The sequence below is a fragment of the Nitrosospira sp. TNL200 genome (genome assembly GCF_055386305.1).
On the sequence record NZ_AP041003.1, the window covers coordinates 1,397,577 to 1,413,292 of the forward strand.

Below are 15,716 nucleotides of genomic sequence, written 5' to 3' on the forward strand. Positions count from 1 at the left end.
GCAGCGGTAAATATGGATTAATTTTTATGGAGCGGATTTGCGAGTCTCGTCCATGTACTCCCAAGGAAGGAGCGCCAATTTTAAAACTGATATGTCAGATTGACACGATACATGCGCGATTCAATCGGGTGGAAGACAAGACCATCCCTCGCCATGGCCGATGGACTCGTCTGGTATCCATAGTAGTATGCGATATCGAAGTTTTTGGCATTGAGCAGATTCAATACATCGAGCTGGATCCTGAATCTTCTGGCCAGCTCATATCCGGTCGAGAGATTGACGATCGTCGTACTGTAGGGTTTGACAGGATTATTGGTATCCACCGATACATTGCCAAAATGGCGCAAACGAAGCGTGGCAAACAGGTTATGCGACAGATTCAAGGTCGCGCCTGCGCTTATGGTGCGTCCCACAGCATTGGGGATATGAAATCCATACGCCTGGTTTGCGGGATCGCTAGCCTGGTTCAGTTGAGCCTGGTCGTAGCGTGCATGAGTAAACGAGAAATCGGCGTCGAGGATCAGCCACTTGGAGGGCCTGTAAAAGTTGGCCCATTCAATACCGTAGCGGGTGCTGGCGCCACTCGTTTCCGTGGTGCCTGCATCTCCACTGAATACCAGTTCCGACGCCGAATGCAGATACCAGATTGCCAGTGTTGACTTTAAACCTGCGATAGCTTCGGTACGGAAACCCACCTCCGCGCCTTTCGCGCGCACAAGCCCGTTGGCGGCCAATTGAGGCGCAAAATTATTGTTGCCAATCTGATTGGTATTGACCGTCGCGGTGACGCCGCGGGCATCGTTGGAATGGTAACCTTCACCGATATTAAAGTAAATCTCGCTGTTATACCAAGGCCCTAGAACAACACTGAGCTTGGGGCTCACCAGTCCATCCGTTTTGTTGCCGGAGTTTTGGGGAACGGTATAGGCATGTACGTTGAAATTGAAGATGTCGCCACGCAGACCCGCAATGGTTCGGAGTTTGGGCAACCAGAATGTCTGATTTTGCAGATACAAGCCGACACTGGCTTCGGTGACCTGATCCCTGCTCACATTATGATAAACGACTCCACGATTGGAATTGTTCAGCAATACATGGTTCAAATCATTGCGGACCTGAATCCCAAGAGTATTCTCCATATCGAAACCAGCTATTTTGCTCAACCAGCTTTGCTGCGCCCTGCCGCCAAAATAGATGCGGGATTCCGTTTGATTCACCTGGTCGCTGGGAATTATTCCGCCGGGAAGCACTATGTTGTCGGCGACCGAATTGACGAAACCGCTGAAGTCGGACGTGAGGTTGAGATTGTACTTGACCAGATAAAACGAAGCTTCCCGGCGGTAGTCCTTTTCTTTTTGCCACCAGTTGCCATGAAGCGTATAGCGCCCGGTTTCGCCATTGTCGGTGGGATCTATGTTTCCGAAGCGATTGATGAGGCCTTCAGTTACCGCAAATAGCGGAATCTGGTTGGTTGGGCGCCATTTTGCGTGATATGCGTGAGCTCCGATGCTTGCGCCCCAGTTGCCATAGTCGACACTATACTTGAGCATGCCGTTGAATTTGAGAGCATGTTCAGGCAACACCCAGGGACCGTTATACGTATTCACGTCGATGGCGTAGAGAACATCACCACCTCCTACCCTATTTGAATTCGCCGCCACCCCTCGGTAGAAGCCGAAAGAGCCACCGGTAAACTTGGCAAATCCCTGGGGAAGCGAGTTGAAGGTGGTAATCTTGGCGTGGCCCGCCGCGGAAAAATCTCCCTGATCTGCATAATAAGGTCCTTTCCCATATTGAACATTGTCTATCAGTTCCGGAATCAGGCCATTGAGGTCCATGTAGCCCTGCCCATGGGCATGGCTAGGCAGGTTGATGGGTACCCCGTCAACAAATGTGGCGAAATCGGTGCCATGATCGAGATTGAATCCGCGCAGGAAATACTGGTTGGCTTTTCCATCGCCACTATGCTGGGTGGCAATCATGCCGGGAATGAACTCCACCACTTCGGCGACGCGTGACAGCGGACGATTTTTAATCTGCTCCTGGCCAATGAATCCTTGAGACGCGGATTGGGTTTCGCCAACAAGGCTGGTCCCGCGCTCTTTGCCCAGTATCACCACTTCCTTGAGCTTGACCACAGGTTCCGCAGTTGCCTGGTTGTTTCGCATTTTATCCGGACGCATGGCATCCTGCGAGACGGTATCGGCGAGTTGAACGGTGGCGGATGAGTCCTGTTTCTCTACTGGATCAGCGCGTTCAGGCGGCATTTCGGGTTTTACCGATGCGCCTGGAACCTCTTGCGCATAAGCGTCGATTCCGCCTGGGGAAAAAACCAGCAATGGTACAAGGATGGATAGAGTGGATATCCCGGTATTAGACCAGGACGTGATTCCCGACGTTCTGCTCAGAGGCACATTGCACCCGGAAGATTATTATTCTCATGTCCGGCACGAGGCTGGCAGCCAGCGGCCTTCTCAAATTTATATTCCAGCGTTCGCGCGCCTTATCCGCCTATGGCGCTCGCGTTCACACCGGTTCTTCACTCAGCGATGAAGAAATTCCCAGAATTCAAAGCGACAGGATAATCGTATGAATTTTTAAAATATTATCATACGTTATCGAATGTATGAAATATTTATATCTTTTCATATTTCGACGAGGGCGCTAAACTAGCACGTCGGCATTTGGTGCGAGTTGGAACAACCATGAATGGATTGATAACCCGGTTTTTCATCAGACCCATCAGACCCTTCATTTTCCTGCTGGCGTTGCTGCCGTTTCTGCTCTCCAGCGTGACTCAGGCGGCCGACCCGAATAAAACGATCCGTGTTGTTACTACTGTCGCGCCCATCACCAATATTGTCCGGAACGTGGCGGGCACTTACGCCGAGGTGACAGGGGTCGTTCCCGATGGAACTGATTCCCATACCTTCGAACCGACGCCGGCCGACGCTAAAATCCTGCAGGCTGCGGATATCATTATCCTGAACGGATTGGATCTGGAATTGCCTACGGTGAAGCTGGCAGAAAAGGTAAAAAAATCCGGTGTTTCCATCCTGAAGCTTGGCAATCGCACCCTGCGCAAGGAAGACTGGCGGTATGATTTCAGCTTTCCGCGCGAGCACGGGCATCCGAACCCTCATTTGTGGCCCAATATCGCGCTGGCGATGAGGTATGCGGAAATAACGCGGGATGCCCTAGCCGCGCTCGATCCTGCCCATCGCGATAGCTATGAAAAAAATACCGACGCCTATCTGGTCAAATTGCGAGGACTGGACCAGGCGATCTTCAAATGTGTCAATACCATATCTCCGCAAAATCGCAAGCTGGTCACTTATCACGACTCATTTGCCTATTTTGCCCCGCGCTACGGCATGGAGGTGGTCGCGGCCATTCAGCCATCCGATTTTTCGGAACCGGGTCCCAGGGATGTCGCGCGGATCATCAAGCAGATAAAGAAGGAAAAAATACCGGCAATTTTCGGTTCCGAGGTTTTTCCGAGCAAAGTCATGGCCCAGATTGCCCGGGAAACCGGCGTCAAGTTCATCGATGAGCTTTCGGATGACGAGTTGCCTGCGGCGCCGAATGATTCGTTTATCGGCATGATGGCCAATAACATGGCGATCATGACGGCAGCGCTGGGTGGCAATGACGGTTGCGTGGCGAATGTCGACACGAGCAATATCGCGCCTTGACCCAGGAGATCCTGGGGCGAAGCCTGCGGTAAGCCTGACCGGGGTGAGCGCGGGCTACGAGCATAATGTCGTCTTTACCCGCCTGTCGCTGGATATTCACGCCGGTCAATTCGCCGGTATTGTCGGCCCTACGGGATGCGGCAAGACCACGCTGCTCAAGATCATCCTCGGCACCATGCCGGCCTTTTCGGGCGAAGTGCGTGTGGCCGGGCAGGCCGCAGCCACTATCCGGCCAGGCCTGGTCGGTTATGTGCCGCAACTGGGGAGCGTGGACTGGAGTTTTCCTGTCACAGTGGAAGAAGTCATACTGATGGGCCTCTACACCAGCGGGCGCGTCTGGCCCTGGCCCAGCAGGGAAGAGCGCCGGCGAGTCCGCGACCTCGCGCATCGGCTGGGAATCCACGATTGCCTGCGCCACCACATCGTGCATACCTCCGGCGGCCAGCGCCAGCGAGCATTTCTCGCGCGTGCGCTGATCAGCAATCCCCGGCTCGTGGTGCTGGATGAGCCTACTTCAGGCGTAGACATCAAGACTCAGCATGAAGTGCTGCATCTTCTAGGCGATATCAACAGTGAAGGCATCACCATTCTGCTCACCACGCACGATCTGAACGCGGTAGCCTCCCATTTGCCATGGGTGATCTGCTTCAATAACGGCATCGTAGCCCAGGGCCGGCCACAGGATATTTTCACCGCCGATATCCTGACCAGGACCTATGGCGGAGATATCGTCATAGTCAGGCATGAGGGCCATTTCCTCATCGCCAACAATACCCCGCTGCGTTTCAGGGGAGATGCCCAGTAATGGAAATTCTCCTCGAACCGCTGGAATATGAATTCTTCAGGCATGCCCTGCTGGCGGCGCTGATGATCGGCGCGCTATGCGGCCTGATCGGCGTGTACGTGATACTGCGGGGCATGAGCTACGTGGGGCATGGACTGTCTCATGCCGCATTTGGCGGTGCGGTAGCCGGTTTTTTCCTGAACCTCAATTTTTATGCCGGTGCGGCGGTAATGGGACTGGTTGCCGCGCTGCTGATAGACCGGATCACCAGGAGCGGCAAGGTCAAGCTGGATGCGGCTATTGGCATCGTCACGACGGCCATGTTCGCCTTTGGCGTTGCTATCATCAGCCAGGCGCGCACTTCCGGGTTGAGCTTCGAAGCGGCGTTGTTCGGCAATATTCTCGGAATTACCCATGGCGATCTGGTCGTCATTGGCAGCGTTACCGCGATCAATATCGCTGCCGTCGTTTTGCTGTATCGCCCGTTGCTGTTTTCCACCTTCGACAATGAGGCGGCACGGGTATTCGGAATCAGGACCGGGGCCGTCCATCTGATCTTTTCGCTGCTTCTTACGCTATCCGTCATTGCTTCCATGAACGTGGTCGGCGTCACCATGATTGCAGCTACCTTGATTGCGCCTGCAATGACTGCCCGCATGATTACAGACAGCTTCAGCCGCATGTTGCTCTATGCCTGCCTTATCGGCGCCGTGACCGGTGTCACCGGCATGTATTTGAGCTATATTTTCAATGTTGCCTCAGGAGCGGCCATCGTATTGTTTGGCGCGCTGTTATTCTGCCTGGCGGGACTGACGAAGCTCGTGCAGCAAAAATTCGCGCTGAGCGTGACTCTTCATCGCCACGGCGATCTGATCCATTCGCATCCCCATACCGAAGCCCATCTCGAATCGGCCAAATCGGCGGAAGACGAAGGCTTTGGCACGCCAAAGCCACGAGAGCCGGCTCGCAAGCCCCTTTAGCATCACTTCGACTTCCTGTCGGGGGCCGCAATCCAGAGATATGGGTTGAGACGCGGCATGATTTCAACATCTGCTGTCCGCCATTCACTTCTAAAATCTCCTTACGTACGCCCGAGCGTATAATGATATGCTCCTCTCGGCGCTGCTTTAAGGAAGCGCTGAATAAATCTCCGCTGGCGCGGCGGTGGCTTTGCGGGATGGGATGCGCGAAAGGTGACGACGCGAATGGTTGATCCCCTTCGCCAGGAGCCTGACAAGGCAGACCGCTCGCAAAGCCCCGCCCCAGGAGGGTTGCGGTAAAATCGGGCGCTCACCGCGTTGCGCTCCTTGGCATCGTAGTCCAAGCTACGACCTGCGTCGCGTGCCTTATGATCATCCCGATTTTACCAGCAACGCGCTCAGTGAGGATTTGTTCAGCGCTTCCTTAAGAATGAAGAGCCGGGAAAAATAAGCAGAATGAATATTTTTGGAGGAGATACATGACGATATTCAAAACGATGAAGCAAGTCCTTCTCATTACCACCTCTACCGGATTGGCAGCGGGTGCTTCCCTGGCGGCGCATGCGGGAGCGCTGGAGAACGGAAGCTGGGCACCCCGCGGATGTGGCGCCCGGCCTGAGGCCCCAGTCATCGAATCGACGAACCCGGAGGCGTATAACCGGAGCATTGGCTTGGTCAATGTCTGGCAAAAGCAGTTGCAGTCATATAATGACTGCCTGATCAAGGAAGCCAATGCAGATGCGGCGGCAATCAACCACGCGGCAAACGCCGAACAGACGCAAATAAACGAGGCGATCCAGAAAGTCAACGCGGATGCGACCGCGGCAAGAAGCAAGGTGGATTCTTCACCTCCCGCCCCAGCGACACCGCAAATGATGCAAAATCCAAATACGCAGATGATGCAGAATCCAAATTATTGATCGGCGCAGCGGCGGTTCGCAGAAGGCGGAATGGTTTTTGCTCTCCGTTCCTGATACCCTGTACAGTAGCTGGCTTGTGTAATAATAGATATATGGTCCTGGTTCCTGACAATCCAATACGGTTCCTTATTTTCTGAAAGGAGTAATCGTGCCAACCAATGCCATTTCCTGCACCCGGTTTATTTTCTTTGTGTTTGCCGCGCTTTTTGCCGCGCTTCCCGCCTCCGCGCATTACATATGGATCGAACAGGATGGGTCGCATCAATCCCGTCTTTTTTTCGGCGAATACCAGGAAGGAGAAAGGGAGAAAAGTCCGGGAAGGCTGGATGAAATCAAAAAACCGCAAGCATGGACCATAGAGGCGGGCGGCAAGCGTAAGGCGCTGGAAGTAACCCGGCGAGCCGATCATTTCGATCTTGGCGTAATCCGGCATGGCGCATCGACCGTGATCGCCGAAGAGCGCGGATATGAAGTCAAGGACTGGAGCAAGAACGGACATGGCGTTGTCAAGCCAATGTTTTACGCCCGCTATAGTTCATTTGAAGTAAAGGCGCCAGGCAAGCCGGAGCTTGGCCTCGATATCCTGCCGGAGTCGACGAATGGAAGTGCATCCAGGACGTTCACCGTTTATTTCCACAATTCGCCATTGGTAAAAGCCACGATCAAAATACATGGCCCGAATCTTTCCACTCAAGAGCAAACCACGGATGAAAACGGGGAGGCGACGATATCAACCGGGTCGACGGGACAATATGTGCTTGAGGTCATTCACCGGGAAACCCAGCCGGGGGAATTTGAAGGAAAAAACTATGAGGCGGTACGCCACCGCGCCACGCTGACTTTCATTCGTCCGGCTTCAGGGAAATAAGAGAAGTGAGAAGAGGGCGTCGCAATACGCTCAGTCCTTTTTTAGCCCTTTGTCAGGAGTTCGCAGACCATTCTTAGTACCAGAGTCCAATTGCTGGCAGCATCCATGCTCGTATGATATTTCCCACTGCGGTTTTCGCCGCAGCACGAATTTTTCGAGAGAAAGTCATGCGCAAATTCATCGGATGGGCAGCCTCATGGACGCTGTACTATTTGGGCGGCTACACGGATCTGGCAGGGACTCGCTTCCGTGCAAAGTGGCTGAAGCGAGCCTATTTGTGGCTGCTGAATGCATCGGACGATGCCCAGACCTGGGGCGGTGGGCGAGGCACATGGGAGCATGGCCTGCCGGCGAAGAATGAATACTGGCTTGATTTTCGAATCAGCGACAGCAGATACCCCCGCACCCCGGCTCATCAAAAGAAGGTTGGCCGCAGGCGGTACGGCAGGCGGCACCATGTAGGCGGCCTGGGGTGGTGTGATTGGCGAGCATTCTTTACATCGCCTAAATCAGGTCTGGTGCTGCGCCCCGGACGGAAAATGGGCTAGGGCGCAAGCCCCGGATACCTGGTTTTGAGCGCTCGGGTGATATCCCGATAAGGTTTGATCGCTTTTCGGTGCTGGCTCGACTGTGTCCCTGACACAAACCCGTTTTGCTGCGCCAAGGATTGCCGCGCCGCTGGTACTGTCTTTTCATCTCGGTGCTAGCTTCGCTGCCGCCCGGCACCCATGCGATGGCGACGCGCGCAAGGGTTTTTCCGGCATCTGCCAGGCTATCTCACGAACCTCTATCCCATTCTCCCATTCAATCGATCGTTCTTCCGTTATCCGTGTTACGGCCAATGTTGCGCCGCACCCTAAAAATAGCAGATCGTTGCGGGAATATAAAACCTGATTATCTATCGGTTATTAAGCCGTGATAAACTGGAAAATGCTTTTAACCGTCGAGTGATTCCCGTTTGAAGCGACGCTTTAGGAAGCGCTGAACAGATCCTTGGCCCGGCTAGCGGCTATGGTGATATGAAAACTGTCGAGGAGGAGGGTCGATGAAATTCAGATTGGTTGAATCCAATATCATGGTATATGCCAGGCTGCTCGCGGCATCGATAATGGCGGGTTTCCTTTCGGTTGCGGGAATGGCGAATGCAGATGATGCGCGTTCTGGCGCTTCTGGCGCAAGAGATACAAAATCGGTGGGAGTCACACTCATGGCCGTGACCGCGCAGATTCTGCCAGACGATCCCAAGCAGACGCTGACCGCCTTCATGGTATACCTGGCACCCGAAGCCAGCACCAGCAGCCATCGCCATGCCGGTGTCGTATTCGTGCACGTGCTTGAAGGCACGGTTCGCTCCCAGCTCAACAATGGGGAAGTGATAGAATATCGCGCCGGCGATAGCTGGAATGAGCCGCCAGGAAGCGTCCATTCGTATATGGAAAACCCCAGCAAAACGGTACCGGCGCGCCTGATCGCCACCATTATTGCTCCGACGGGAGCAAAGCTGACGACCTACGACCAGGACGGTTCCGTGCCACCCCCGCACGCGCACTGAAGCGGCTTGATTGAAAGCGGCGCTGCGCCGCGGAGTTCATCCTGGCCGGATGGGTCACTGGTTTGCTGTTACGGCTTCCTGTATTCCAGCCTTGCCACAAACAATAAACCTTCTGTCCAGGGCGGGAATGGAAGCAGGGACGGAGACGTTGGGTCCAATCAGCGCAAGGGAATGATGGTGCGCTCTATGCTCATCCTGGTGGTGAGCAGCTGAGTCTTCACCGCGTTAGCCATTTCGTCTATCATGCCGGCCGAGGCTCCCTGTCCTTTTTGTCTCGCGAGCTCAGCCATGGCCTGGAGATCCGCATGCAGGCGCACGGGGTCTATCTGCCAGCCCAGGGCGACCGCCAGGGCTTTCAACGCGGTTCCGCAGGCTTCAAACGCTTGTATGTCCGTAGGTGCCTCAGTACTCATTTTTCATCTCCACAATGAGAATGCGTCTCAATGCTATATCAGCTTTAGGGAGATGTAAAGGCGATTTGATCGATCGGCACAACCACGGGCTGTGCGCCAGCATCACGACGGGTATCACTACGCTGCTGCTGGCCTCCGGCTTTACCTTCGCACAGCAGGAACAGGCTTCGCCATCTGCGGGGTCTGCCACGGTTGAGCCGGCTGTCCCGGCGCTCAACCCGGTTGTCGTTACCGGGACGCGGGTGGAGCAATCGAGCTTCATGCTGCCCATGTCCGTCGATGCGGTGGAAGGCTCCGTCATCCAAGAAGCCCAGCCGCGGGTCAATCTCACGGAAGCGCTGTCCCGTATCCCGGGGCTGGTCATTCAGAACCGGCAGAACTATGCGCAGGACCTGCAGGTATCGAGCCGCGGCTTTGGCGCCCGATCCACATTTGGCATTCGGGGAATACGGATAGTGGTGGATGATATTCCCGCCAGCATGCCGGACGGACAGGGCCAGGCGGCTACCATCAACCTGGGCTCGGTGAAACGCATCGAGGTCTTGCGCGGCCCGTTCTCCGCCATCCACGGCAATGCTTCGGGTGGCGTGATACAGGCATTCACCGAGGATGGACCATCGGGCACGACATTGTCCGGTTCGCTGCTGGGCGGAAGTTACGGCACCAGCCGGGGTGAGATCAAGCTCGGCGGCACGCTGGGTGGAATCGGCGGTCCAGGCGCGGGCGCGGCACCCGGGCCTTTCAATTACATGGCCGATATTTCCCGCTTCCAGACCAGCGGCTATCGCGAACATAGCGCCGCGACGCGTTACCAGGCCAGCGCCAAGCTGACCCATCGTTTCGGCCAGGACGCCGTGCTGACGCTGGTCGCCAACGAACTTCACCAGGGAAATACGCTGGATCCGCTGGGCCTTTCGCGCGCCGAGGTCATCGCCAATCCGCGGCAGGCCAACGCCACCGCAACCTTGTTCAACACGCGAAAAAGCATCGACAATACCCAGGGCGGCGTAGTCTACGATTACCGGTTTTCCGCTGCGCATTCCATCAAGCTGATCGGTTATGCCGGGACCAGGCAGATTCTCCAGTTTCTTGCGGTGCCCGCCGGCGCGCAGATTCCGGTGACCAATTCGGGCGGCGTAGTCGATCTGGACCGTGAATTTGGTGGATTGGGGTTGAGGTGGACATACCGCGGCGAAGGCCCCCGGCCGCTGACGCTGACCACGGGTATCGGCTACGAGGGCTCCAGAGAGCGGCGCAAGGGATTCGAAAATTTTTCCGGCTCCGTCCTGGGCGTCCGGGGCGATTTGCGCCGCAACGAGAACAACACTGTCACCAGTTTCAGCCAGTATATCCAGGGCGAATGGCAATTCCTGCCCACCTGGCGGCTTTCAGCCGGGCTTCGCAATACTGAGGTGAAGTTCAGTTCACAGGACTTTTTTATCGGCCCCGGCAATCCCGATGACAGCGGCAGCATAAGTTATCGCAACCTGAATCCGGTGCTGGGGCTTTTATATGAAGCCACTCCCATGCTCAATCTGTATGTCAGCACCGGCAGGGGATTCGAAACGCCCACTTTTGCGGAGCTCGGCTACCGGCCGGATGGCGCGAGCGGCCTCAACTTTGCCTTGCGCCCCAGCAGGAGCAACAATATCGAGGCAGGTCTCAAATGGCTGGCGGCGGATACTACGCGCATCAATCTCGCGTTTTTCGAAACACGCGTTTCCGGCGAGATTCTGCCTGCCACCAATTCCGGCGGCCGGGCAACATTTCAGAACGCGTCTGACACCATGCGGCATGGGGTCGAACTTTCCGCCGATTCCCGTTTCGGGTCCAGTCTCTCTGCTTATTTCTCCTATACCTATCTCCACGCCACTTTCCGCGATGCCTACAGCTACCGCTCCTCGCCATCGTCACCCATGGCAACCGTGGCTGCGGGCAATTTCCTGCCTGGGGTGCCACGCAACACCGCCTATGGGGAGCTCGCATGGCGACGGGGGCTGCCCGGCTTTTCAGCGGTGCTGGAAGCCATTTACCGGGACAGGATTTTCGCGAATGACATCAATGCGGAAGCTGCAAAACAGTATATTCTGGCAAATATGCGGGTTGCCTATACCCATCAGCACGGCAAGTGGAAGTTCAGCGAGTTTGTCCGGATCGACAATATTTCGGATACCCGGTATGTGGGATCGGTTATCGTCAACGAGAGCAACGGACGGTTCTACGAACCAGCACCGGGACGCAATTACATGGTGGGAATCAACGCCAGCTATGTTTTTTAATCCGGGGTCCGTTAACACTTGTTCCGACTTTGCCAGAAAGTTCATGAGAGGAACGAACCTTGCCGCGCGCGGGTGATCAAATCGAGAGTCATGAGGGAAGTTAGCGGTGCAGCGGAAAACCATTTTGCAGATAATACCGCTGACGCAACCAGGGATTTGCCGGTATACTGTGGGAAACCCGGTTTTAAACTGGGTTTTTTTATCACTATTTGAAAATGAAGTATTACTGGAAGGAGTGGAAATAATGAAAGCGGTTCTCCTGCTTTTCCGATAAAACAACCCATCTTCCTCCACCAACCCAACGCCGGAAGGCTCACGGACAGTAGATGCTGGCCATGGCTCAGCCAAGGCCGAAACATATCGATGCTATGCACAGCTTGAAAAATTTCTTCTCATGCTGCAGCCCGGAAACGATACCGGGATACGGCGGTAAAGGTCCCGCGTTTCCCCGGATACCCGGGGTCGCCGACGCCGGATTTCGGCTCGAATTACCGGGCAGTTCGCCCGGAAGGCGATAACATGTCCTCGCCGGGAAGCCGGGGAATCCCCGTTCCTTTGCAAAACCGCGATTTTGCGGGCAGGACGCCCAGGCGCTCGGCGCCAGCTACTCCTCGATCGGTATCGCCGGCCTTCCAGATGCGGTTCTTTGCGCGGGACTTGCTGGCGGGAATCATAACGGGAGCAATGGCGGTTCCGCTATCTGTCGGGATCGCGTTGATGTCGGATTATCCCATCAAGGTTGCCCTCTTCACCGTGGTATTCGCCTGCCTGGTAGGCTGGGTTTGTGCCTTTTTCAAACCGGGCAACTTCGTCGGCGTGCCCGGCGTTGCCGCAGGACTGGCCTCCGTCCTGGCATTGGGCATTGCGAGCTTTGGAATCGAGAACATGGCATTTGTCATTTTCCTGACTGCCAGCCTGCAGGCATTGATATGGAAATTCAATTGGCAGCGCTATATTCTGCTGGCCGTCCCCAGTTATCTGGTGGAAGGGCTACTGGCGGAAATTGGCTTGACGATAGCTGTCAAGTTTTTCACCTTTACTTATGAAATCCCCCCCGAGCTGGAAACCGCCGATATATTCTGGAATGCTGCCCGAATCCAGATGATGCTCATATCGATATCCGGCTTTGCCATTTTCGCATGGCTGTTTTCCAGGCTGCAGAATACCCAGCCCGCCGTGCCTTATTTTCTGCTTGTTGGCGCAAGCATCGTGCTGGCGCGCTATTTGCCAATGCCGATGGTGCATGTGGATGACGTGGATCTCGGGCTCGAGTTGCCGGTACCGAATTTCAGCGGAGCGCTGACCTGGCTATACGTCGTGGGTTTCGCCGCCATGCTGGCGGTCATCAACGTCATCGAGCAGGTGATGAGCAATGCAGCCATCGAGAAAATAGATCCGCTGGGGCGCAAGTGCAATACCAACAACAGCCTGCTCGCGATCTGGATAGCCAACATGGGTTCGAGTTTCTTTGGGGGGATGACCAATCTCGATGGCCTGGCCAAAAGCACCACGAACAAGCTGGCCGGAGCGATGACCAAATTTTCGGTGCTGGTCATCGCGATCGTTGTCACTTTCTTTGTTCTAAACACGGCGTATCTCGAATACCTGCCGAAGTTTTCGCTGGCGGCGATCATGATTTTTTCAGGATGGAAAATGATTGCAGGATTGTGGCGCGTGGCGCATTACGGCCAGTACGCATTGATGCTTGCGGTAGCCTGCGCCCTGCTGGTCTACAAGATGGGGATCTTCGAAGGCCTGTTGATTGCCCTCGCAGTGCATGGCCTGATCAACTATGTCGTGTTCAACCAGGCCGGGAAGATACCCGGCCTGGTCATAATCAGGAAGTACCTGAAACGGTTTTCCTCCAATGGGGGCGTGGACTGAGAGCGGCCGCAGCTATTCCTGCCTCTTGAATTTTCTGCGGTTATTGCGCCCCCTTCCGGCTTCGGTCGACGTGCACCGCAGTAACCATGCTGCCGCGGTTTCCCCAGGCGTTGCGGATGTACGACAAGACCAGGGCAATTTCTTCGTCAGGAAGGATTTGCGCAAATGGCGGCATGCCATAGGGACGGGGATTGCTGGCGGTTACCGGCGCGTAGCCGCCATTGAGGATGCTGCGTATGGCGTTGATGGGGGAGGCGAGCGTAATGCCGCGATTCCCTGCCAGCGCGGGATAGACTCCGGGCTGCCCCTGTCCGAAGTTTCCGTGGCAGTCGAGGCAGTGGGTCTCGTAGATTTCCCCGCCGCGCCGGAGCTGCTTGTCCACTTCCTCGGTCAGCGCCGGGGCGGCGCCCCGCGAATAAGGTGCGCCCGGAGGAAGCGACTTGAGATATATCGCCATCGCGCGCGCGTCGGCGTCGGTGAGGTGCTGCAGGCTGTCGCTGATGACACTGGCCATTGGTCCGGTAGTCACTGCCCGCGATGACAGTCCTGTCTTCAGCAATCGCATGATTTCCGGAATGGTCCAGTCGGCCGTGCTGACCTCCTGGAATGACGTCAGCGAAGGCGCATACCAGTTTGATCCCATGATCTGACCGCCGCCCAGCACGTTTCCCTGGCTTGCGCCCAGTGGATTTCGGGTTGTGTGGCAGGCATTGCAATGGCCGAGCCCTTGTACCAGATAGGCGCCACGATTCCATTCATCGCTTTCTCCGGAAGCAGGACGATATACCCCTTGAGTGAAATAGAGTGCGCGCCAGATATATAGAAGCGACCTGAAATTGAAAGGAAAATCGATTCGGTTGGATGCATTGTGCTGCACTACCGGTGGCAGCGACTGGAGGTAGGCAAAGATTGCATTCGCGTCCTCACGCGTCACTTTTGTATAGTCGGTGTAGGGGAAGGCTGGATACAGCGGCGCGCCGTTTCGTGACTTACCCGCATTCAGCGCCTGCCAGAAATCTTCTTCGCTCCAGCCACCGATACCGGTCTCGGTATCGGGAGTGATGTTCGGAGTAACAAATGTTCCGATAGAGGTGGCGAGAATGTGGCCCCCCGCATACGGGCGGCCAGCCGCTCCATCTCCGGCCCGGGCCGTATGGCAACCCATGCAGTTGCCTGCGCGCGCGAGATAGGCCCCGCGGCTGACCAGGCCCGCCAATGCCGGCTGTGCCGCAGTGTCTGCCTGCTCCTCCACTATGGGTGCCATTAGCGCCTGCGAGGGTTGCGCATGAATGGAGGAGCGGCCTTCAGGCGCGAGCCATATGGCCAGGCTTATGGCTGCTCCTGCCAGAGAGGCGATGACAGTGCGTTTCATTGGATGGTTCCAGGGGGGAGCGTACCGGACGGCAGAAGGATGCTGCTGCAGCGCCGGGACAGCTTTTCCGGCAGGGTAGCTACTGTGTCCGGCCTCTTCATGAGCGCCTCCGGTACAGGTTGCGCTGCCAGCCAGGCTGCGATCATACCTGCTTCATCCGTCGAGAGCTGCTTCGCGATTTCCGACATGCAGTCGGGAGTCTGGCCGCGCATCAGGCCGCCGTTTTGCCAGTTTCCGAATTGCGCGATAATATAAACGCGTGGCAGGCCCAGCAAACCCGGGATATAGGGCGCCGTACCCATCAGGTCCTTCCCATGGCATTCCACACATCCGGGAATTTTTCGGGCTGGGTCACCCTGGGTGATCAGCCTGCGTGCCAGCCTGATTTCGGAAGAGGAGAGGTTCATCGGCTCCGGGGGTGGAAACGCCTGCCGCAAGGATGAGAAATACGCCGCCATTTCGCGCAGGTATCGGTCGGGTAAATCCTCCAGCAGCAATGCCATCGGCCGGTAGTGGCGTTTTCCATCCCGGAAATTGCGCAACTGATTGAACAGGTAGCCTTCCGGTTTGCCTGCGATACGCGGATAGTAGGCATCCCTGCCTTCCTTGTCCTCCGGGCCGTGGCAAACGGTGCAGGCCTTTACCCTTTCTGCCATCGTGTCGGGCGCGTTGACCGGGATGATGGCGGAAGGAATATCGGGCAGATCTGGCCTCGCCAGAGCCAGCCCAGGCACGGCCGCCAAAACCAGGAAAAAAAGCAATACAGATTTTTTTACCATCTTTTCTGTTCTCGATTTTCCCCTCACTCGCATGCAAATTATTCTGGATCAGGGCTAACGGGGTTGATCCGTGAGTAGGGATTCCGCAAAGCCACCGTCGCGCCAGCGAAGATTTGTTCAGCGCTTCCTCGCGCAGCAGTTCCCATGGCTTTTCTCAAACCGGGCAACGCTGGCAAGCAATCATGAAATG

Annotated in this window: 12 protein-coding genes and 1 pseudogene; 9 read left to right on the forward strand and 4 right to left on the reverse strand. The window is 55.9% G+C overall.

Going from position 1 to position 15,716, the window contains the following annotated elements:
- Positions 1–80 precede the first annotated feature (80 nt).
- A complete protein-coding gene (locus tag ACZ5CE_RS06195; RefSeq protein WP_464576981.1) occupies positions 81–2,414 on the reverse strand; it encodes a TonB-dependent receptor in 2,334 nt (777 codons plus the stop codon).
- A 291-nt stretch (positions 2,415–2,705) separates the two neighbouring features.
- On the opposite strand from ACZ5CE_RS06195, the gene ACZ5CE_RS06200 reads away from it, so the two are divergent.
- The 7 genes from ACZ5CE_RS06200 (at position 2,706) to ACZ5CE_RS06230 (ending at position 8,799) form a co-directional block, all read left to right on the forward strand.
- Positions 2,706–3,695, forward strand: a complete 990-nt coding sequence (locus ACZ5CE_RS06200; RefSeq protein WP_464576983.1) for a metal ABC transporter substrate-binding protein — start codon at positions 2,706–2,708, stop codon at positions 3,693–3,695.
- Positions 3,667–4,500 (forward strand): metal ABC transporter ATP-binding protein, encoded by an 834-nt coding sequence (locus ACZ5CE_RS06205; protein ID WP_464576985.1) that lies wholly within the window; start codon positions 3,667–3,669, stop codon positions 4,498–4,500. Before ACZ5CE_RS06200 ends, ACZ5CE_RS06205 begins: the two co-directional genes overlap by 29 nt.
- The gene (locus tag ACZ5CE_RS06210; protein ID WP_464576986.1) at positions 4,500–5,459 is read left to right on the forward strand and encodes a metal ABC transporter permease; all 960 of its coding nucleotides are present in this window, start codon (positions 4,500–4,502) and stop codon (positions 5,457–5,459) included. The genes ACZ5CE_RS06205 and ACZ5CE_RS06210 overlap by 1 nt, the downstream gene beginning before the upstream one ends.
- 479 nt (positions 5,460–5,938) lie before the next feature.
- Positions 5,939–6,379, forward strand: a complete 441-nt coding sequence (locus ACZ5CE_RS06215; protein ID WP_464576988.1) for a hypothetical protein — start codon at positions 5,939–5,941, stop codon at positions 6,377–6,379.
- 148 nt (positions 6,380–6,527) lie between these two features.
- Positions 6,528–7,247 (forward strand): hypothetical protein, encoded by a 720-nt coding sequence (locus tag ACZ5CE_RS06220; RefSeq protein ID WP_464576990.1) that lies wholly within the window; start codon positions 6,528–6,530, stop codon positions 7,245–7,247.
- A 167-nt stretch (positions 7,248–7,414) separates the two neighbouring features.
- Positions 7,415–7,795, forward strand: coding sequence for a hypothetical protein (locus ACZ5CE_RS06225; RefSeq protein ID WP_464576992.1), 381 nt, complete (start codon positions 7,415–7,417; stop codon positions 7,793–7,795).
- A gap of 497 nt (positions 7,796–8,292) precedes the next feature.
- The gene (locus ACZ5CE_RS06230) at positions 8,293–8,799 is read left to right on the forward strand and encodes a cupin domain-containing protein (protein ID WP_464576994.1); all 507 of its coding nucleotides are present in this window, start codon (positions 8,293–8,295) and stop codon (positions 8,797–8,799) included.
- Positions 8,800–8,957: 158 nt separating this feature from the next.
- Here the strand turns inward: ACZ5CE_RS06230 and ACZ5CE_RS06235 are convergent, their stop codons facing one another.
- A complete protein-coding gene (locus tag ACZ5CE_RS06235; protein ID WP_464576996.1) occupies positions 8,958–9,212 on the reverse strand; it encodes a hypothetical protein in 255 nt (84 codons plus the stop codon).
- A gap of 65 nt (positions 9,213–9,277) precedes the next feature.
- Between ACZ5CE_RS06235 and ACZ5CE_RS06240 the strand changes: the two genes are divergently transcribed.
- Entirely contained in the window at positions 9,278–11,491 is a 2,214-nt protein-coding gene (locus ACZ5CE_RS06240; protein ID WP_464576998.1) for a TonB-dependent receptor family protein, read from the forward strand.
- A 684-nt stretch (positions 11,492–12,175) separates the two neighbouring features.
- Positions 12,176–13,111, forward strand: a pseudogene (locus tag ACZ5CE_RS06245) (SulP family inorganic anion transporter); the annotation flags it as partial.
- Between the two features lie 304 nt (positions 13,112–13,415).
- Here ACZ5CE_RS06245 and ACZ5CE_RS06250 read toward each other — a convergent pair.
- Together ACZ5CE_RS06250 and ACZ5CE_RS06255 are read right to left on the reverse strand one after the other, a co-directional pair.
- Positions 13,416–14,747 (reverse strand): c-type cytochrome, encoded by a 1,332-nt coding sequence (locus ACZ5CE_RS06250; RefSeq protein WP_464577000.1) that lies wholly within the window; start codon positions 14,745–14,747, stop codon positions 13,416–13,418.
- Positions 14,744–15,526 (reverse strand): cytochrome c4, encoded by a 783-nt coding sequence (locus ACZ5CE_RS06255; protein ID WP_464577002.1) that lies wholly within the window; start codon positions 15,524–15,526, stop codon positions 14,744–14,746. The genes ACZ5CE_RS06250 and ACZ5CE_RS06255 overlap by 4 nt, the downstream gene beginning before the upstream one ends.
- Between the last annotated feature and the right edge of the window lie 190 nt (positions 15,527–15,716).